This is a genomic window from Salinicoccus hispanicus (genome assembly GCF_009831115.1).
In the GTDB taxonomy this organism is placed as follows: Bacteria; Bacillota; Bacilli; order Staphylococcales; family Salinicoccaceae; genus Salinicoccus; species Salinicoccus hispanicus.
The window spans coordinates 305,789-323,255 of sequence record NZ_WUUK01000002.1 but is presented as its reverse complement, the minus strand read 5'-3'; the positions used below and the strand labels follow the sequence as shown (position 1 = coordinate 323,255).

The following is a 17,467-nucleotide window of genomic DNA, read 5'->3' as shown; positions in this document are numbered from 1 at the left end:
CACAAATACCGCTCCTCTGATGAGGAGCGGTATTCTTTATCTGTCTATTTTTCTATATACCTGTTTCAGTACACCCTTCTCTTCATTCCAATTGTATTTCAACTTCGCCTTCTTTGTGTTCTCCTTGAAGGATAGTCGCCACTCATCATTTTCAATCAGCTTTTCGATGGTGGTCTTGAGCCCTCTGGTACTTTCCGGTTCTACCGTAAGACCGACCTGCTCCGTTTCTATGACCGCTTCTATCTCCGGCAGTTTGGAACCGATGACCGGCACATGGGCCATGATGTATTCGAACAGTTTGTTGGATGATGCCGAGTAGTGGTTGAAATTGGTGTTCTCGAGGAACTGGATGCCGATATCTGCCGATTTCGTATAGCGTCTGAGTTCCTTATATGGCACACGCTCGATGAAGATGACCTTATTCTCCATCTCGAGACATTTATGGTAGTCGATCAGATTGAGGCGTTCCTTGCCGTCGCCGATCATGATGAGACGCGCGCCTTCTATATCCTTGAAGGCATCGAGCAGCTTGAACAGTCCCCTGCCCTCCTGCATGCCGCCCTGGTAAAGGACAATTTTCACATCTTTCCCAATGCCATATTCTTCCCTGATCGGATAGGCTTCGACCGCGTCTATATCATAGAACTCCGAGTAGTTGTGCACTGGTGTCGGTCTGTCCTTGTACAGCCTTTTATGATAGTTGGCCCGGGTATCGTTTTCGACGATGACGTGGTCGACGAACTTGAGCAGGAAACCTTCCAGACGATAGATTCTATCGAATGAGTAGTGCGTCCGGCTTGTCTGTACTTCATGGGAGTCGTAGATAAGCGGCTTTCGCTTGAGCCTCAGCTTGGCACTCGCAATACCCTGGAGCAGTGTATTCAGATCATGGGAGTGATAGATGTCTGCATTGTTCTGGCGTCCGAGCATCATCATCTTGAACATTTCGAGCATGTTCGGCGCATGCTTTGTGAGTATTGTGGATTTTACTTTTCTCTGGATGAACTTCGGCAGCTCCACTTTCAGCGGCCGATTGACATATACATGGGGTGCCACAGTCTCGCTTGAAGCGAGATGCAGTTCGTCCATCTCCTTCTTGGCGATGACTGTCACTTCATAGCCTGCTTCCGTCAGCGCAGTCGCTTCCCGAAGCACTCTGGCATCATTGACGAAATTATTCCATACAAACATCGTGACTTTCTTCATACAGCACCTCTTTTGGCTATTCATTTATTACTTGTAGTACATGATCATCTTCTATATCATTATATAGAGTTTTGAATTTTGTGTGAGGATTGTTCATATCTATTCCATTTTATGACTCTCTCATATTATAATTAAAGAATGGCATTCTGTCATTACATACTAAATCATAAAAAAGTGGGTACTTGATCATTATGAAAAGAAAAATTTTCTATGGGGTGCTGATTTTCCTCGTGATTGCGCTGGTAGTCATTGGCGCATACATCTACAACCTATTCAATTCGTTCGAACAGGGTGTCAGCGACTCGTTTGAAGCAACCGATCGCGACCGGTCCGAACTGAGACTTGACGACATCGATCCGTCTCTCGACAGCTTTACAGTACTGATTCTCGGCATCGATGAAAGTGAATCGCGCAAAGAGAAGGACGGACTCAGCTCGGAAGATTTCCGTACCGATACCATGATTCTCGCGACATTTGACAAAACGCAGGATGAAGTGAAGCTGGTCAGCATTCCAAGAGATACACTGGCCTACTTCCCGGAGAACAACTACTACGACAAGATCACGCATGCCCATCGGGAAAATGGACCGGAAGGTTCCATGCGCGCAGTGGAATCACTTCTGAACGTGCCTGTCGACTTCTATGTCCGCGTCAACATGACAGCTGTTGTGGATATGGTCGATGCGCTCGGTGGCGTCGAATTCGATGTACCATTTGATATGAATGAGCCGAACCAGCTGGATAAGGGCCGTATCGAACTTGAAGCAGGCGTACAGGAACTGAATGGTGAAGAAGCATTGGCGGTCGTCAGAAGCCGACGTGTCGATACCGACCTTGGCCGTGGGCAGCGCCAGCTTGAGATGGTACAGAAAATACTCGGTAAAGCGAAAACGACCGGTGCGCTTACAAAATTGGATGACCTGATCGAAGTGGTGGCCGATAACACCAAGCATGACATGTCGAGTAAGGAGATACGCAGCCTTGCCGCCTACTATTCCTTCAATGATATAGAATTTGATACGACCCAGCTGCGCGGTGACGACTTCTGGTTCCAGGGCAATGGCGCCTACTTCTACTGGGCTAATGAGGAACACCTCTATCTGGTTTCCAAGAAGTTGCGGGAAATACTTGAGCTGGAAGAACCTGAACCATACGACCTGATGAACATCCGGTTGTCCGACTACATCGTGCCCTACCAGTATGTCGATGACTACTATCTTGATGAATTCGTACCTGAAACAGAGCCCTACTTCATGAGGGAAGGCTTCGAAAGCACACTCGGAGATGGATTCGACATTCCGGAGAACAATCCGGAAGATAGCATTGAAGGTGAAGAGAACATCGAGTCCTCTGAAGAACCCGATGGCGAAGGTGTACCACAGCAGGAGGACACAACCAAAGAGCCTGCAGGACAGGGAATACCACAGGAAGGTGCAACAACTGAAGAGGACAACTACTGGGACCCTGAGGACGGCAACGGTTCCGAAGGCATCCAGGAGGAAAGTACCGAACAGTACAACTACGAAGACAGCACTGAGCAGTATAATAACGAACAGGCCCCTGGTGAATACTACGAAGAAAGTACGGAGGAATTTGGCGGCACCGGAAACAACGACATCTATGATCGCGCACAAAATGAAGTCTAGGAGCGGATTGTGATGAGAAGAACCTATGACAAGGAAACGAATATCAATGAGATGTTCGATTACCTGGAAGACCAGATCAAGCACAGCGGCCAGTCTGCAATAGAGAATACGTACTACTACCAGAACCACGAGCACAAGGAGATGTTCCTCTCCATCAGAGGATACTTCGCTGAATCCCTGAAGAATCCCGAGGTGGATGCGGCATGCTATATCATCGCAATGCCGGACATCTACCGCCACATCAATATTTTCGAGCTGATTTCTCCGATGGACTGGATCAGGGAGGACGGACGGCTGTCCGCACCATTCAAGGCACTGAAGCCCCACATCCAGTATCTGGCGCTGGCAGCGGCTGAAGCAGAAGGCATGAAGTTCAACACGAAGCCTGCCCTGTCACTCGGTCTTGCCCACTGGAATCTGGAACAGCTGAAGATCTTCTGGCAGTTCACCGCCATCAGACGCAAGAATGCAATGTAAGGAGGATTCGATGGAAATCAAAGTCGCAGATAACAATATTCTGTACAACCAGTGTCTTGCCATCCGCAAACGTGTCTTCGTCGAAGAGCAGAACGTACCGATGGACCGCGAGGTCGACGAACATGAAGATGCATCGACCCACATACTGCTGATTGAGGAAGAACCTGTCGGGACGGTCAGATACCGTCCTGAAAATGACAAGCTGATCAAAATCGAACGCATGGCTGTACTGCCTGAAGCACGTGGCAGAAGACTCGGTCGTGAACTGATGGCATTTGTCCATTCACATGCGTCGGAGAACGGCTACACCCGTGCCAAGCTCGGTGCCCAGGTGCATGCCATCGACTTCTACAGGAAGCTCGGCTACACCGTCTCGTCCGATGAGTTCCAGGATGCGGGCATCCCGCATGTATATATGGAAAGAGATCTCACGCAGTAGAATACTTTTTGAAGACGCCTCCCGGTTCATGTGCTCCGGAGGCGTCTTTTGAATGTCCCGGATTTTATTCCTCTGCTGTTGGACTTGGGATTGCGGCATGATATAATGGATATATCAATTGAATATATGATACATAGGGGAGCCTCATAAGGCTGAGAAGGCAAGACCTGACCCTTTGACCTGATCTGGATAATACCAGCGTAGGGAATGTGTAGAGCATATACGGCATAAGTGTATGATCTTGCAGTTCTTGGCGCCTCCAGATACGGAAGGTGTCTTTTTTATATCCATATTCATATTGCTGGATGTGGGCACCGCTAATTTGAGAGGAGTTTCAATATGAAGAAAGTTCTATTGCCCATCATTCTTGCCCTGTTCCTATCGGCCTGCGGCAGTGATGACAGTGGCAGCTCGACAGAAACGGAAGCACTGCAGGAGATTACGTTCGTCCTCGACTGGACGCCGAATACAAACCATACGGGCATCTATGCCGCACAGGCGGAAGGGTTCTATGAGGAACGTGGACTCGATGTAAATATCGTTCTGCCGGGTGAAGCGGGTGCAGAACAGACTGTAGCGACCGGCAACGGCGACTTCGGCATCAGTGCCCAGGAGAACGTCACCCAGGCCCGTCTTCAGGGCGTGGACATCGTCTCCCTGGCTGCGATCATCCAGGATAACACTTCCGTCCTTGCCTCCCCTGAAGAACATGGACTTGAGACACCATCCGATCTTGAAGGCCAAACATACGGCGGCTACGGCTCACCGATCGAGGAAGAGACGATCGCCTCCCTCATGCAGGCGGACGATGCCGATATCAGTGAAGTGGATATACTGAACATCGGCGATACGGACTTTTTCACAGCCGTACAGCGTGATGTCGACTTTGCGTGGATCTACTACGGATGGACGGGCGTCGAAGCGGAACTGCGTGACTTTCCGCTCAATACGATCGACTTTACCGAATACTCGGAGGCACTCAACTTCTATACACCGGTTCTGATCACGAATCAGAATCTGATTGACAGTGATCCGGAAACTGTAGAGGCATTCACTGCAGCGACGGCGGAAGGCTACCAGTTTGCCATGGAACAGCCTGAATCAGCCGCAGAACACCTGATTGAAGCCGAGCCGGACCTTGATCCGGAACTCGTCAGAGCGAGCCAGGAGTGGCTTGTCGACGTCTATCAGAGTGATGCACAGTACTGGGGACACCAGTCACAGGACGTCTGGCAGAACTACAGCGACTGGATGTATGAAAATGAACTGATCGAGTCTGAACTCGATGTTGAAGCGGCGTTTACGAATGAATTTCTGCCCGGAGCTGAGTAAATTGGAGGAATAGGAAATGCGACGACTCTCATCATGGCGTCTCGGACCACCGATCATGGCGATACTTCTGATACTGGTCATCTGGCAGATTTGTGTCAGCCTCTTTGATATGCCTGCCTGGATGCTGCCAAGCCCCGTACAGATCATCCAGGAAGGCATCGCAATCTACCCGAGACTGCTCGGCCATACGCTATCGACCATACAGATTGCGCTTGGCGGATTCGCCATCGGTGTCTCCGTCGGCATCCTGCTTGCGGTAGCGCTGCACCTCGTACCACAAGTGAGACAAAGCGTCTATCCGCTCATGGTGCTCTCGCAGAATATACCGATCATCGCACTGGCACCGCTGCTCGTACTATGGTTCGGGTTCGGCGACCTGCCCAAAATCCTGATCATTACGCTCGTCTGCTTCTTTCCGGTTGCCGTGTCGCTGATCGACGGCTTCCGCCAGACCAGTCCGACACTTAAAAATTATATGCAGATGATCGGTGCTTCGCGCCGGCAGATATTTTTCAAGCTCGAGTGGCCGAGTGCACTGCCCTACTTCTTTTCGGGGCTGAAGATCTCCGCCACCTACAGTGTGATGGGTGCGGTCATTGCAGAATGGCTCGGCGCCCAGGAAGGTCTCGGTGTCTTCATGACGCTGGCATCCTCCGCTTTCCGTACGGATCAGGTGTTTGTTGCCATATTCGTCATCATGGCCATCAGCCTCATTCTGTTCGGTTTTATTCTGCTGCTTGAGAAGTGGCTCGTTCCGTGGGATACGGATCAGAAGGAGGCGCATAAAGATGGTGAATAAACTGGAGATTGATGGACTGACCCATACATTCGGCGGACAGAACAATGTCCATGTACTGGATGACCTGTCATTGAGTGTCGCAGAAGGTGAATTCGTTACGCTGCTTGGACCATCGGGCAGCGGCAAGAGTACAATCTTCAATCTGATCGGCGGTCTGTTCAAGCCGGATCAGGGGGACATCTTCATCGAAGGGGAGCGTGTCAACGGACAACGCGGCCATATCAGCTACCTCCCCCAGCAGGACTCACTGCTGCCATGGCGGACGATTGAAGACAATGTCGTGCTCGTACAGGAAATCACCGGCAAGGTGGACAAGGCAGCCGCCCGTGAATGGCTTGAGCGTGCCGGACTCGGCGGGTACGGCGCGTCCTACCCGGATGTTCTGTCCGGTGGCATGCGCCAGCGTGTCGCCTTCATCCGCTCCCTCCTGAGTCCACAGGAACTGATGCTGCTCGATGAGCCCTTCGGTGCACTGGATGAGCTGACACGCCTTGATATGCAGGACTGGCTGCTCAAAATCTGGGAGATGGACCGGCGGTCCGTACTTTTCATCACCCACAGCATAGAAGAGGCACTCTATATGTCGGACCGGATCCTCATTCTTTCCGACAAGCCGGCCCGAATCGTCAGAGAGATTGAAGTGCCTTTTGCCCGTCCCCGCCATCACGACATCACGCTTGATAATACATTCAATCAGCTCAAGCGGGAAATCTATCAGATGCTGAAAGTGGGAAACCAAAATGATTGATCAACAGATGATCGAAACCGTCCGTAAGCATGCTGGTGAAATGGAAGCAACCGGCAGTCTCGATGCAGCAGTTCTGGATCTGATCTACGATCATCGGCTGTTCAAGCTGTTCGTACCGGATGCGGTCGGTGGCAGGATGACACCATTCCCGGAAGCCATAAAGTGCTTTGAAGACACTGCCTACATCGATGGCAGTTTCGGCTGGCTTGTTCAGATCGGCTCCGGTGCCGGATTTTTCGCTACGGTCATGGATCCCCGTGCTGTCCGAGAACTGTTCAGTGCACGGGACTTCTATATTGCCGGCAGTGACCGTCCGCTCGGCGTAGCACAGAAGACATCGGACGGCTATATCATAAATGGCTCGTGGCCCTACGCAAGCGGCGCAGATCACGCGAGTCTATTCACGGCCACATGCCGGATTGAATCCGATGATTCGGGCGACGGCCTGCTGCGTGCGTTTGCGATGCTGCCGGACCAGGTTCATGTGGAACGGGACTGGAATGCCTTCGGTCTTCGTGCAACTGGTAGCCATACCATTCATGTCACCGACGCGCTTGTCCCGGAACACTACCGCTTCAACGTGGCGGATCCCCACTTCCATTACGACAACCCCGTCTACCATTATCCTTTCGAGCCTTTTGCCGCAGCGAATATCGCTGCGACAACCATCGGTATTGCAAGACACTTCTTCGATGCCGCGAGGCATCATATTGAAGAGAAAAAGACCTCATGGGCGAAGAACCGGTATGTCCATGCGATGAAAGTACTCGCTGAAAATGAAGCAGCATTCCTTGATGCCAGAGAGAATTTCCATAATGCAGTCGAAATCTCCTGGATACAGCATCAGCAGGGTGCCGCTCCGGAATCGGATGATATTCCCGTCCTCAGCAAAATTGTCGCCCATCATGCGGTCGATGGTGCCCAGACCCTATACCGAAATCTCGGCATGGATGTTGTCATGGCAGACCACCCGCTGAACCGCATCTATCGCGATCTGATGACCGCCTCCCAGCATGGTCTGCTTACAGATACGACAGGTGATATCATTATATAAAGAGAGGTCTGCCTTAAGGCAGACCTCTCTTTATTGCATATATTCCACAATCGCATCCCGCAGAAACTGTGCGGCGCCGGGTGCAATATCGTCATAGTATTTCCTGAAACGCTCGTCACCGACATACGTTTCGGCAAGCCCCCTGTGGGCATCCTTCGAATACGTCGTCCATGTGTACATCAGCCATTCCCTGTGCAGCACGGCTGCCTGCTCATACAACGATTCGGGTGGCTCTACGCTTGTTGCCCCTTCCTTCAGTACATCAGCCAACTTCTGCTCGAGCGCCTTCATCTCTCCGTAGTCCCGACGGGTCATATTCATCCACTTTTCGTTTGACCGGCTGATGGTCTCTTCTCCGTATTGCTCACGTATTTCCTTACCATACCTGGTTTCATTCTCTTCAAGCCTGTCTTTTTTGAAACCTTCGAATTTCTCCTGATCACTCATCTGAGTGCCTCCTTTTTTCGACCGGATGGTCTTCTCCACATTACTGATCCGCTCTGCGAGCCGATCCTGCTCTTCGAGAAGTGCCGTATGATGGTTCTCGAGTGCCACTAGTGCATCGAACTCTGGATCATCGATGATTCGCTTTATCTCTTCAAGACGCACACCAAGTGTCCGATAGAACAGGATGAGCTGCAGACGATCGACCGCCTCCTTGTGATAGATGCGGTAGCCATTTTGGGATCGTGTCGTCGTGAGCAAACCGATCTGGTCGTAGTATCTGAGTGTGCGTGTACTGACACCTGCAAGGGCGGCCAGGTCCTTCACTGTATATTCCATTCATTCCCCTCCTCGGTATCCATGATGAACGATGACGCTGCGTCAATGTCAACACCATTATCACTTCTTCATTCAAAATTGTTTACAGCAAACTCCTCGGGGTAATTCTTTATTAGATAGACACCCCCTGCTTCAGGTAAATAAAAAGGAGGATCGACATGGCTAAAAAAGATAGCAAGAAGAAATCCGAAACTGTAGAAAAACCGGATCTCGCGGTTCATGAAACCATCGAACTGCACGAGGTCATGACAGTCAAGCAGGCATCACTGATGAAATCAGACCTGATGGAATCACTCGTAGAGGACAGCAAATTGCGGGAAATCGTCCGCAAGGAGAAGAAACTGTCGAAAAAAGCGATCAAGGAATTGCAGGAACTGCTGCCATAGCGGCATAAAAAGAGAGGAGATGACAGGATGGAAATCGAAGAACAGCTTGAAAAAGCCGGAGAAAATAGAGACGAACTGATTGCGACGGAAATGCTTGTAACCGCCAAAGCAGCTGTACGTACATATGCGGTGGCGCTGACCGAGACTGCGACGCCGGAAGTCCGCACTGTACTGAAGCGCCAGCTGACACAGGCGATCAACCAGCACGCACGCATCGCGGATTACATGATGGACAACGGCATGTACCATGCACACAATGTCAAAGATCAGCTCAAGCATGACAAGAAAAAAGTGAAGACCGTGAAAAAGCTGGTCAAAGATAAATAGAATAAAGACCCGATGGAAATCATGATTTCCATCGGGTCTTTCTGTCATAGATGTATCTTCTGGAGGATGTCTGTCAATGCTTTCTTTTCATCGTAATCCAGTTTTTCAAGTACGTCATCAGTCATTTCACATATCTCTTCTTCAAGCTCTTCCAGAGCATCCCTGCCCTGCTGTGTAATTTCGAGGTATGACGCTCTCATATCATCCCGGTTCTGCCGTTTGATCAGATAGTTCTGATCGACGAGCTTCTGTACAGCACGCGAAATGGATGTCTGTTCCCGCTTCAGTCGATTGATCAGCACTTTCTGTGTCAATCCCGGCTCTTCAGCCACCATTTCGATGATGTAGAGCTGTTCTCTGGATAAAGTACCATTTTCTGTACGGAATTCGGCCATATGATCGATTTTTGCGTTGAGCAGATAGATATATCTGCATAGGTTTCGTGTGTTTAATTTTTCCATAGTTTTCGACCTGCTTTTCTAGACATGCTACTGTCGAATTGCATTATACATATTATTACGTTATACATATAATTATTCGTACCATAATTTTCAAAAGACACCCGACTGTCACAATAGTCCACTTTTATGTATGATATTTGAAATGTTCTCACTATGTACATTATACACATAATTATATTGTGCACAACATAGTTATGATGGAATTTTTGTCAATTGTGTCTCAGCGGATGTCTTCGAGCTGGGCACGCTCGATATATCCGATGGAGCACTGCTCCCCCATCTGCACATATGTCGGCACATGCATATCACTGCTTTCCAGATATGTGCCGGAAACCTGGAACTTGCCCATGATGACGACTAGACGATGGATCAGCAGGGCAATCAGATTGATATGGTTCTGTGAAATGGGCGGATGGTTCAGGTGTATCAATGGATTGCATGGATTGCGCGAAGGGAACCTGATTGTCCGCACCCACTTGAGCTCGGTGTCACTGAGCGCGTCCCGTGTTTTCAGTTCTATGTATACGATGGGGCTGCGATCCGCTTCCTGGAAGGCCTCCTGATACTGTGTACGGAAATGGAAGACCTCGATGCCTGATAGTTCCCGGCGCATCAGATACTGCTCCTGATCCTGCTGGACGAAGAATACCGTTCCCGGCACTACGGCGAGCGCATTCAATGCCTCATCATATTTTTCAACAGCCTGGACCACTTTCGAATAGTCGAGCAGCGTCTGGTTTGCGAGCGTCGATGTGTCATGTTTTGCCGTCAATGTAATACTGATATGCATATTACTCATATAGGCCTTGTCGGTGCCGCCAAATAGCGTGGACAGTCTGAGACTGTTCTTCTCGACACCTTCATGCCCCTTTATGGTCAAATTCTGTGCCATATCCCATGTTGTAAGCCCCTCGTCCACAAGATGTTCGATGAGATCCTTCACTGTGCGCTCTGCATCGATATGGACGGTTTCTATTTTCAATGCGGTATCCTTAATTTTTACCTTGAGCTTCATCCACGGCCCTCTCCTTCTCATACTCTACGATGTTTGATAATATATCCACTCTCAATTTGACGAGTTCCGGGTCTTCGTATAGAGATCTTACTTTTACATCCTTGAGCTGATTGCCCGACTCGGGCATCCTGCTGGTGACGAATTCCACGAATGTGATCGCAAAATCCTCCTTCGGGTTGGTCGCCTGGTACGGTTCATAAAAATCATTGATATTGTTGTTGTAGAATGCCTGGCGCTCCGGGTCCGACTTGAATTTATTTTCAATCCACGCCTCGCCATACCGGCTCCAGAACCGGTCGATGAAGTCCGACATCAGCGTGTCTTCTTTCAAATATTCAAGCTCTGTCCCATCATGGCTGAAATCTTCGATCGGCAGCGAGTAGACATGGACGAATTCATGGATCAGCGTGCGGTATTCACTCGGCCGGTCCTGATTGTCGCGGATGTCCATGCCGAACGTGACTCCGGATTCCGTAATATCGACATACGCAAGCGTCCCCCCTTCACCATCGGAAAACAGTTCGAACCGGTTGATGCTGTCGATATATTCATTCGGGAAGAAGGTGACGATCCTGTCCCAGACCTCCTCGTATTCCGCTTGTGAACCGACGGGCAGCTCTCTGTGGACTTCAGGGTCCGTAAGTGCATAGTCCCGGATGGTATATGTGATGTATGCAGTCCGCGTGCGGTTCTCGACAAACAGATGCGGTGCGTCCTGTATATCCATATATGCATGAAGCGCCTCGAGATGGTCATCGCCAAGCGCGCGGCACTCTGCGATGGTGCTGCAGTCGGCATGGTCCACTGCCTGATCCGGATCGATATATGTATCGTACGTCTCATCGTTGCCGGCGAGCCCGAGCGTGTACAGGACACCGAAGGCAAGCAGTGCCAGCAGTGCGCTTATGGCGACCAGCTGGGCAAGTACACGCAGGGCGGCATGAAATGGCGGCCTGACGGATTCCCTGCGGGTGCGTTCGACAGGTGCAGATCCGATGATGTCCTGTGCTTCCAGAGTGCGCGCGATTTCGCCAATATGCATATGATAGTCCGGCACACCGGAATCCGTCAGGACGTAGTTGTCGATACCGGTTGTATCGTAGGATGCATACTCACTGCACGTAAAGACGATTGCCGGAATGGAATGCCTTCTCGCATGGCTGAGCAGCATTCTGAAATCGCGTTCCGATATGTCCGTCGTCAGAACGAGCAGGTCGATATCCGTCATCTTCTTCAGACGGTCGTGGCTTACCGTCTCGAACACGTTGCTGCCCGGTACGACCGTGTCACCATCGATCAAGCCGTAGGATGCAGACACGCGGACGGCGAACTTCGGGTCGACCCCATATTCACGCAAGGACTGTTTCAGCGCTTTCGTATCGCGCGCGGCTTCTGTACTGAAATTCGTATGCAGATGGACGGCGTGGCGGGAATGGCTGCCGATAAGCTTTGCCACTTCGTGTCCGCCGATGAACGGGACAGTTTCCGATGTCCGATCAATATATATGCCACCGGCTGCCAGAATCTTCATGCCACCGCCCCCATCCCTGATTTCATTATGCTAAAATTCAGGCAAAATTTGAAGTAGAATATACAGAAAAATAAATTAATTTTATGCAGATGACCTCATATATTCGGTATGTGAGGACTGCGGGTCATGTAGAGCGTGCTCTGCTCTTTTATCTTCGTCGACCGGTCCAGCACTTTGAGTGCTTTTTCGTACTGCTTTTCACACATGCGATAATCGGCGGCCACCCCTTTCATCATACCATGGTTGAAGTGGATCATGGTGATGCCATCATCAGATGGCTGAAACTGCAGAAAATGATGCAGATTGACCCAGAATGGATTGCGGGTTCGGCTTACAGTAATTGGAAACAGCACAAACTGGATGCGTTCATCGATGACGATCGGTCCCATACGGTGGATGCCGTGCGCCGCCTTCAGATGAGCACGCTTGGCGCTCAGGTTGGTCGCATGGCAGTAGATGAGCAGTTCATCGATCAGCTTTTCACTCGGCTTTTTGGACGGCACGGGCGTCTCGCCATGATAGACCGCTTGAGCTAGGAACTCCGGGTGCTGCAGTGGTTCGATGTAGCACACCCGGGGATTGAGCAGTGATGTAGTATACATGATTCACCCCTTTGTTTATTTGCAACATCAATTATACCCTAACTTCACTTTATATAACATAATATTAACAATATTAAATAAAATGTTAAATTAATTCATATTTAATACATCATTCTGCTGGTGAGTACGTTCGCCGGCGGCAGGGGTTTATTTTAAGATACAGTCATCCGGAAATAAACGATGTATCGATACGTCACAGGACGACAGTATGAATGAGAAGATTCTTGGCTATGAACCGATGATCTACAGCATCATGGCGAAACTGAACATCCAGTTCGACCAGGACGACTATATGCAGGTGGGCCGAATGGCGGTATATAACGCCCTATCCACCTATGATGACATCGCAGCAAAAGGCGCAACGGAATCGCAGTTTGTATACACGCGCATCTACCAGCGGATGATCGACGAGATACGCAAAGTTTCAAGATATACGAATGCAGTCAGTGTGACTGTCGATGAACTGCTGTATGAGAGTGTCGGCGGTCGCACGGACTCCCTTGGCATGTTGGAGCTTGAAGGTGCATCACTCCATCTGGATGCCCATGAGCTTATGTGGCTGTCGTATACCCTGAAAGGCTACAGTGTACGGGAACTTGCCGAACTGTCCGGCTACAGCGTCTCAAGTGTGAAGAATTGGCGGAAATCGGCACGTGGCAAACTGCGCAAGCTGTTTGATGAAAGCTGATGCTGATCTGAATTTTATGACTATGAGCAAGGATGGTGCCTGATCAGAAAAGTCATGTTATTCTAGTTTCGTATATGAAATTGGGGAGGCAGCTCATGTCAGGAAAAGAGAATGATGACTTCAAACTTGGTATTCATGAAACACTAGAACTTCACGAAGTGACAACACAACGGCGGTCCACTTTGCTGAAAGCACATATGATGGATGCGGTTGTGAAAGATCCGGAGCTGAAAAGACTGCTGCGGCGAGAGACACAGAACTCTGAAAAAGCCATAGAGGAAATTGAAACATTTCTACCATAGATCCGAGGGAGGCCGAGTGATGGAACTCGATAGTATTTTGAAAAATTCTGGTTTGAAGACCGACGAGCTGATCGCAACAGAACTGCTCGTCTCATCCAAAGCCACCGTCCGCGCCTACGCTGTGGCGCTGACGGAAACAGTCAATCCGGAAATACGCGATATGCTGAAACGTCAGATGACACAGGCATTGAACCAGCATGCACGCATTACAGACTACATGGTCGCCAATGGCATGCACCATCCATTCGACCTCGAAAAGCAGGCGAAAAAGCACAAGAAGAAGCTGAAGAAGACACGCAAGATTCTTGCTAAAAGCGAACAGCCGAAATCCCACAACTTCAGAATGGACAGGCGGCGGATCGAAACCTGAGTTCATGGGACCCCGGTTCATATCGCCCGCCTTGTCCTTGTATTGACGGCTTTTTGAGCATATGAATGAAAGACGAAAGTGTAAGCGGTTACTTTTATTTTTACAAATCAGACCCAGTATTGATTGAAAAAAACGTAAAAAGTAGTATAATGTCTTACATCATTGATGTGGAGGTATGACGCATGGAGGAAGTAGAAATAGAAGCTGCGAAAGTCGGAAATATCGTGGAATTTGATGGTATGAGAGGAAAAGTCGAGAAGGTGAATGAAAACTCGGTCATCGTCGATATTACAATCAACGATAGTTTCGATGAACATGAGATGTTTGAAAAAACAGTAGTCAACCACAAACGTTATAAAATCATCGAAGGTTAGACTTCTCTAATTCTCAGTAGAGACATCATGTAGAGCCTCGCCATCTGGCGATCCGGCTTCACCGAGCTCTGCTGGAGCAGCTATAAATAGAGATGAAGCCACCCCCGATATGCTGGATCTGTTCCAGTATGTACGAGGGTGGCTTTTTTGTGCTCGTTTTATGAGGTTTTATTTTGATGTCTCGCTTGTGGGATTGGACGATGGCGAGTTGGACTCTTAACTCGCCATGGCAACACCTACGATGGCGAGTTGGCCCTCTAACTCACCATGGCAACCCTTACGATGGCGAGTTGGACTCTTAACTCGCCACGGCAACACCTACGATGGCGAGTTGGCCCTCTAACTCGCCATGGCAACACCTACGATGGCGAGTTGGACTCTTAACTCGCCATGGCAGCACTTACGAAGGCGAGTTGGACTCTTAACTCGCCATGGCAGCACCTACGAAGGCGAGTTGGCCTCTTAACTCGCCATGGCAGCACCTACGAAGGCGAGTTGGCCCTCTAACTCGCCATGGCAGCACACACGATGGCGAGTTGGCTCTCTAACTCGCCATGGCAACACCTACGATGGCGAGTTGGCACCCTCACCCCCCGATCCCACAAAAAAAGAAGCTCCCCCACCAGGGGGAGCTTCATCTTCGCATTCTATAAGTGATAGTGCACGAGGTCGAGCATGCGCTGGTCATCGCTGAGCTGGGAGATCTCACGGTCGATCCGTGCCACGGAATGGCTCAGAAATTCATAGGTGGTGGTGCGTGTCTTGAAGCTGAGCTCGACATGCATGACCTTACCGGTGTGATGATGATGGTACCTTGGAATATTCTGGCCGTCTTCGATTGAAAACGTCTCGTACGTATTCTCTTCGATATTCTCATCTTCACAGCTGCCGGTGATGAGCAGGCCGACGCCTTCCATATCCTGGACGATATCGCTGATTTCGTCATCGGCGTCCGAGATGCAGACAATGACGTAATCCGGATCTTCGGTGTCGTATATATAGCGGAGCCAGCGTTTTGCCGAGCTGCCGAGTGAAGACACATGGATCGTCGGGTTTTCATTTTCAGCTTCAGGACGGAAAGATCCGCCATATCCTCCCAGGATGGCGAGCTTCATGCCATTGATGCTGTAGATTTCGTAGGGTTCGCCGAAGAATGGCTCCTTGGTCATCGGATGGGTGATGTTGCAGTTCATCCACGGGAACTTCGAGAAGCTCATCGTGCGCCGCAGATGTGAGATGTTCGACATATCCTGATGATTGAAGACGCCGAAGTTGTAGCCCATATAGTTCATGCTCGTAATCGACGGATTGCGTGGCGCAATATACTCCTGGTCGATGCCGAGTGTCCCGCCGAGATCGCACAGGAGGATGTGATGGTTCTCCTCCAGGGCGACCTCCCGCTTGTATCTCGATACTTTGGACAGTGTGACGCCGGATTGTCTGCCCAGCCTGCGGTTGATATGCTGGGTCAGGATGAGGCTGACGCTGAAGAACTCTTGCATAGTCTCACTGGCTCCTTTCATACTCTAAAATGAAGTCTAGCCGATCAGGATGCGTTCTTTCGGGAAGTGGTACGGCAGTTCCTTCTGGCGTCCAGCCATCGAGAACAGGAATGAGATGAAGCCGATCCGGCCGATGAACATGAAGATCATGACGACGACCTTGCTCGGGGAGGACAGGTCATCGGTGATGCCGGTCGACATGCCGCACGTTCCGAACGCGCTGGTGATTTCAAAGATGACATCAATGAGGTCGAAGCGGCTGTTTTCGAACAGCACGACCGAGATGATGCCGGAAAAAACGAGCAGTGCAGCAAGTGTAATGACAGCGAATGCACGGTGCAGGTCCTCCTTGGCAATCTCGCGCCCGAAGATCCGGATGTCCGTCCGGCCCCGGCTGAATGCGATGAGGAACAATATCAGCAGTGCAAACGTCGTAGTCCTGATACCGCCACCCGCGGAACTCGGAGAAGCTCCGATGAACATGAATGCACTCATCAGCAGCTGGGTGGCATCGCTGAACTGGCTCGGATCGACGGTTGTCAGTCCCCCGCTCCGCGTGGTTGCTGAAGCGAACAGGCTGTTCATCATCGTCTTATACCATGAATCGCTCAGGAAATAGTGTCTTGATTCCATGACGAAAATGAAGAATGCACCGATGAAGAAAAGCAGTGCATATGTCAGCGTCGTCAGCTTGGCAAAAAGCGTAAAGCGGAATTTCCTATGCTCCTTCTTTTTACTCAGGAATCGCTGCACTTCGATCAGCACCGGATATCCGATGGCACCGAGCATGATCTGGATCATGACCGGCACCTGCAGTATGTAGGCCTCTTCAAAACCAAGCAGTGAGTTGCCGAACAAGTCCATGCCCCCATTGGTTGTAGCGGATACGGACAGGAATATGCCGTGCATGAAAGAATAGTACAGGTCATTGGAATCCAACATGAAGTAGGCGAAGTAGATGAGCGCACCGACGATTTCAATGGCGAGAAGTGTCTTGATGATGTCGAGCACCAGTTTGACCGCGCCCGCAAACTTGTACTGGTTGTTGTCGACCGCTATCTGCATGCGCTCCTTGAGACCGATGCGGCGGCCGAACAGCACCCATACCATCGTCCCCATCGCCATGATGCCGATGCCGCCAAGATTCATGATCAGCATGATGATGGCATACCCTGCGGTATTGAACGTTTCGGATATATTGATGGATGTCAGGCCAGTCACCGACAGTGCCGATGCAGCGACAAAGATCGTATCGATCAGTGCCGTCCCCTTTTCACCGCGATATAGGATGGGAAGACTCAGAACGGCGCTCGCTATGAATAATGCAATAAGATAGTATAATAATATGCCCCGCTGTGGAGTGAGGGAATCGAGGAACCTCTCCAGCCACTTAAACATTGCTTCCCCTTCTTTCCGATGCAACCG

At 50.2% G+C, this 17,467-nt stretch carries 21 protein-coding genes and 1 riboswitch; of the genes, 13 read left to right on the top strand and 8 right to left on the bottom strand.

The window, feature by feature from the left end; all coding sequences use genetic code 11:
- Positions 1-36: 36 nt before the first annotated feature.
- A complete protein-coding gene (locus tag GQ671_RS06565; RefSeq protein WP_160654469.1) occupies positions 37-1,206 on the bottom strand; it encodes a glycosyltransferase in 1,170 nt (389 codons plus the stop codon).
- A 191-nt stretch (positions 1,207-1,397) separates the two neighbouring features.
- Between GQ671_RS06565 and GQ671_RS06560 the strand changes: the two genes are divergently transcribed.
- The 7 genes from GQ671_RS06560 (at position 1,398) to GQ671_RS06530 (ending at position 7,701) form a co-directional block, all read left to right on the top strand.
- Positions 1,398-2,852 (top strand): LCP family protein, encoded by a 1,455-nt coding sequence (locus tag GQ671_RS06560; RefSeq protein WP_160654466.1) that lies wholly within the window; start codon positions 1,398-1,400, stop codon positions 2,850-2,852.
- 12 nt (positions 2,853-2,864) lie between these two features.
- Entirely contained in the window at positions 2,865-3,329 is a 465-nt protein-coding gene (locus GQ671_RS06555; RefSeq protein WP_160654463.1) for a DUF2538 family protein, read from the top strand.
- 10 nt (positions 3,330-3,339) lie between these two features.
- The gene (locus GQ671_RS06550) at positions 3,340-3,768 is read left to right on the top strand and encodes a GNAT family N-acetyltransferase (protein WP_160654460.1); all 429 of its coding nucleotides are present in this window, start codon (positions 3,340-3,342) and stop codon (positions 3,766-3,768) included.
- 125 nt (positions 3,769-3,893) lie between these two features.
- A riboswitch (TPP riboswitch) is annotated at positions 3,894-3,992 on the top strand.
- A 115-nt stretch (positions 3,993-4,107) separates the two neighbouring features.
- Positions 4,108-5,100: an ABC transporter substrate-binding protein gene (locus GQ671_RS06545; RefSeq protein ID WP_160654457.1), complete on the top strand. Its 993-nt coding sequence runs from the start codon at positions 4,108-4,110 to the stop codon at positions 5,098-5,100.
- A gap of 16 nt (positions 5,101-5,116) precedes the next feature.
- A complete protein-coding gene (locus GQ671_RS06540; RefSeq protein ID WP_170288656.1) occupies positions 5,117-5,899 on the top strand; it encodes an ABC transporter permease in 783 nt (260 codons plus the stop codon).
- Complete coding sequence (locus GQ671_RS06535; protein ID WP_160654454.1) at positions 5,889-6,647, top strand: ABC transporter ATP-binding protein; 759 nt, start codon at positions 5,889-5,891, stop codon at positions 6,645-6,647. Before GQ671_RS06540 ends, GQ671_RS06535 begins: the two co-directional genes overlap by 11 nt.
- On the top strand, positions 6,640-7,701 hold the full coding sequence (locus GQ671_RS06530) for an acyl-CoA dehydrogenase family protein (RefSeq protein ID WP_160654451.1): 1,062 nt from the start codon (positions 6,640-6,642) through the stop codon (positions 7,699-7,701). Before GQ671_RS06535 ends, GQ671_RS06530 begins: the two co-directional genes overlap by 8 nt.
- Before the next feature lie 30 nt (positions 7,702-7,731).
- Here the strand turns inward: GQ671_RS06530 and GQ671_RS06525 are convergent, their stop codons facing one another.
- On the bottom strand, positions 7,732-8,484 hold the full coding sequence (locus GQ671_RS06525) for a MerR family transcriptional regulator (RefSeq protein ID WP_160654448.1): 753 nt from the start codon (positions 8,482-8,484) through the stop codon (positions 7,732-7,734).
- Between the two features lie 158 nt (positions 8,485-8,642).
- Between GQ671_RS06525 and GQ671_RS06520 the strand changes: the two genes are divergently transcribed.
- Together GQ671_RS06520 and GQ671_RS06515 are read left to right on the top strand one after the other, a co-directional pair.
- The gene (locus GQ671_RS06520; RefSeq protein ID WP_160654446.1) at positions 8,643-8,870 is read left to right on the top strand and encodes a hypothetical protein; all 228 of its coding nucleotides are present in this window, start codon (positions 8,643-8,645) and stop codon (positions 8,868-8,870) included.
- Positions 8,871-8,897: 27 nt separating this feature from the next.
- Positions 8,898-9,197, top strand: coding sequence for a spore coat protein (locus GQ671_RS06515; RefSeq protein WP_160654443.1), 300 nt, complete (start codon positions 8,898-8,900; stop codon positions 9,195-9,197).
- A gap of 44 nt (positions 9,198-9,241) precedes the next feature.
- Here the strand turns inward: GQ671_RS06515 and GQ671_RS06510 are convergent, their stop codons facing one another.
- From GQ671_RS06510 to GQ671_RS06495, 4 genes are all read right to left on the bottom strand, one after another.
- Positions 9,242-9,658, bottom strand: a complete 417-nt coding sequence (locus GQ671_RS06510) for a MarR family winged helix-turn-helix transcriptional regulator (RefSeq protein WP_160654440.1) — start codon at positions 9,656-9,658, stop codon at positions 9,242-9,244.
- Positions 9,659-9,878: 220 nt separating this feature from the next.
- On the bottom strand, positions 9,879-10,673 hold the full coding sequence (locus GQ671_RS06505) for a hypothetical protein (protein WP_160654437.1): 795 nt from the start codon (positions 10,671-10,673) through the stop codon (positions 9,879-9,881).
- Positions 10,651-12,204 carry a hypothetical protein gene (locus tag GQ671_RS06500; protein ID WP_160654434.1) on the bottom strand — a complete coding sequence of 518 codons (1,554 nt, stop codon included), beginning with the start codon at positions 12,202-12,204 and terminating at the stop codon, positions 10,651-10,653. Before GQ671_RS06500 ends, GQ671_RS06505 begins: the two co-directional genes overlap by 23 nt.
- Positions 12,205-12,299: 95 nt before the next feature.
- Entirely contained in the window at positions 12,300-12,806 is a 507-nt protein-coding gene (locus tag GQ671_RS06495) for a competence protein ComK (protein WP_160654431.1), read from the bottom strand.
- A gap of 208 nt (positions 12,807-13,014) precedes the next feature.
- On the opposite strand from GQ671_RS06495, the gene GQ671_RS06490 reads away from it, so the two are divergent.
- From GQ671_RS06490 to GQ671_RS06475, 4 genes are all read left to right on the top strand, one after another.
- Positions 13,015-13,494: a sigma-70 family RNA polymerase sigma factor gene (locus tag GQ671_RS06490; protein WP_160654429.1), complete on the top strand. Its 480-nt coding sequence runs from the start codon at positions 13,015-13,017 to the stop codon at positions 13,492-13,494.
- A 95-nt stretch (positions 13,495-13,589) separates the two neighbouring features.
- The gene (locus GQ671_RS06485) at positions 13,590-13,796 is read left to right on the top strand and encodes a hypothetical protein (RefSeq protein WP_160654427.1); all 207 of its coding nucleotides are present in this window, start codon (positions 13,590-13,592) and stop codon (positions 13,794-13,796) included.
- 19 nt (positions 13,797-13,815) lie between these two features.
- Positions 13,816-14,166, top strand: coding sequence for a spore coat protein (locus GQ671_RS06480; protein ID WP_160654424.1), 351 nt, complete (start codon positions 13,816-13,818; stop codon positions 14,164-14,166).
- Positions 14,167-14,363: 197 nt separating this feature from the next.
- Positions 14,364-14,540: a YkvS family protein gene (locus tag GQ671_RS06475; RefSeq protein WP_160655039.1), complete on the top strand. Its 177-nt coding sequence runs from the start codon at positions 14,364-14,366 to the stop codon at positions 14,538-14,540.
- 647 nt (positions 14,541-15,187) lie between these two features.
- On the opposite strand, the gene GQ671_RS06470 is transcribed toward GQ671_RS06475, so the two are convergent.
- Entirely contained in the window at positions 15,188-16,042 is an 855-nt protein-coding gene (locus tag GQ671_RS06470) for a bifunctional UDP-sugar hydrolase/5'-nucleotidase (protein ID WP_160654421.1), read from the bottom strand.
- 36 nt (positions 16,043-16,078) lie between these two features.
- Positions 16,079-17,440, bottom strand: coding sequence for a TrkH family potassium uptake protein (locus GQ671_RS06465; protein WP_160654418.1), 1,362 nt, complete (start codon positions 17,438-17,440; stop codon positions 16,079-16,081).
- Between the last annotated feature and the right edge of the window lie 27 nt (positions 17,441-17,467).

Bases quoted from the DNA above. Each gene is read 5' to 3' on its own strand.
- GQ671_RS06465 (WP_160654418.1), bottom strand. From the start codon at position 17,440: ATGTTTAAGTGGCTGGAGAGGTTCCTCGATTCCCTCACTCCACAGCGG.
- GQ671_RS06470 (WP_160654421.1), bottom strand. From the start codon at position 16,042: ATGCAAGAGTTCTTCAGCGTCAGCCTCATCCTGACCCAGCATATCAAC.
- GQ671_RS06530 (WP_160654451.1), top strand. From the start codon at position 6,640: ATGATTGATCAACAGATGATCGAAACCGTCCGTAAGCATGCTGGTGAA.
- GQ671_RS06485 (WP_160654427.1), top strand. From the start codon at position 13,590: ATGTCAGGAAAAGAGAATGATGACTTCAAACTTGGTATTCATGAAACA.
- GQ671_RS06525 (WP_160654448.1), bottom strand. From the start codon at position 8,484: ATGGAATATACAGTGAAGGACCTGGCCGCCCTTGCAGGTGTCAGTACA.
- GQ671_RS06480 (WP_160654424.1), top strand. From the start codon at position 13,816: ATGGAACTCGATAGTATTTTGAAAAATTCTGGTTTGAAGACCGACGAG.
- GQ671_RS06555 (WP_160654463.1), top strand. From the start codon at position 2,865: ATGAGAAGAACCTATGACAAGGAAACGAATATCAATGAGATGTTCGAT.
- GQ671_RS06565 (WP_160654469.1), bottom strand. From the start codon at position 1,206: ATGAAGAAAGTCACGATGTTTGTATGGAATAATTTCGTCAATGATGCC.
- GQ671_RS06545 (WP_160654457.1), top strand. From the start codon at position 4,108: ATGAAGAAAGTTCTATTGCCCATCATTCTTGCCCTGTTCCTATCGGCC.
- GQ671_RS06510 (WP_160654440.1), bottom strand. From the start codon at position 9,658: ATGGAAAAATTAAACACACGAAACCTATGCAGATATATCTATCTGCTC.
- GQ671_RS06540 (WP_170288656.1), top strand. From the start codon at position 5,117: ATGCGACGACTCTCATCATGGCGTCTCGGACCACCGATCATGGCGATA.
- GQ671_RS06515 (WP_160654443.1), top strand. From the start codon at position 8,898: ATGGAAATCGAAGAACAGCTTGAAAAAGCCGGAGAAAATAGAGACGAA.
- GQ671_RS06490 (WP_160654429.1), top strand. From the start codon at position 13,015: ATGAATGAGAAGATTCTTGGCTATGAACCGATGATCTACAGCATCATG.
- GQ671_RS06560 (WP_160654466.1), top strand. From the start codon at position 1,398: ATGAAAAGAAAAATTTTCTATGGGGTGCTGATTTTCCTCGTGATTGCG.
- GQ671_RS06495 (WP_160654431.1), bottom strand. From the start codon at position 12,806: ATGTATACTACATCACTGCTCAATCCCCGGGTGTGCTACATCGAACCA.
- GQ671_RS06550 (WP_160654460.1), top strand. From the start codon at position 3,340: ATGGAAATCAAAGTCGCAGATAACAATATTCTGTACAACCAGTGTCTT.
- GQ671_RS06520 (WP_160654446.1), top strand. From the start codon at position 8,643: ATGGCTAAAAAAGATAGCAAGAAGAAATCCGAAACTGTAGAAAAACCG.
- GQ671_RS06500 (WP_160654434.1), bottom strand. From the start codon at position 12,204: ATGAAGATTCTGGCAGCCGGTGGCATATATATTGATCGGACATCGGAA.
- GQ671_RS06505 (WP_160654437.1), bottom strand. From the start codon at position 10,673: ATGAAGCTCAAGGTAAAAATTAAGGATACCGCATTGAAAATAGAAACC.
- GQ671_RS06535 (WP_160654454.1), top strand. From the start codon at position 5,889: ATGGTGAATAAACTGGAGATTGATGGACTGACCCATACATTCGGCGGA.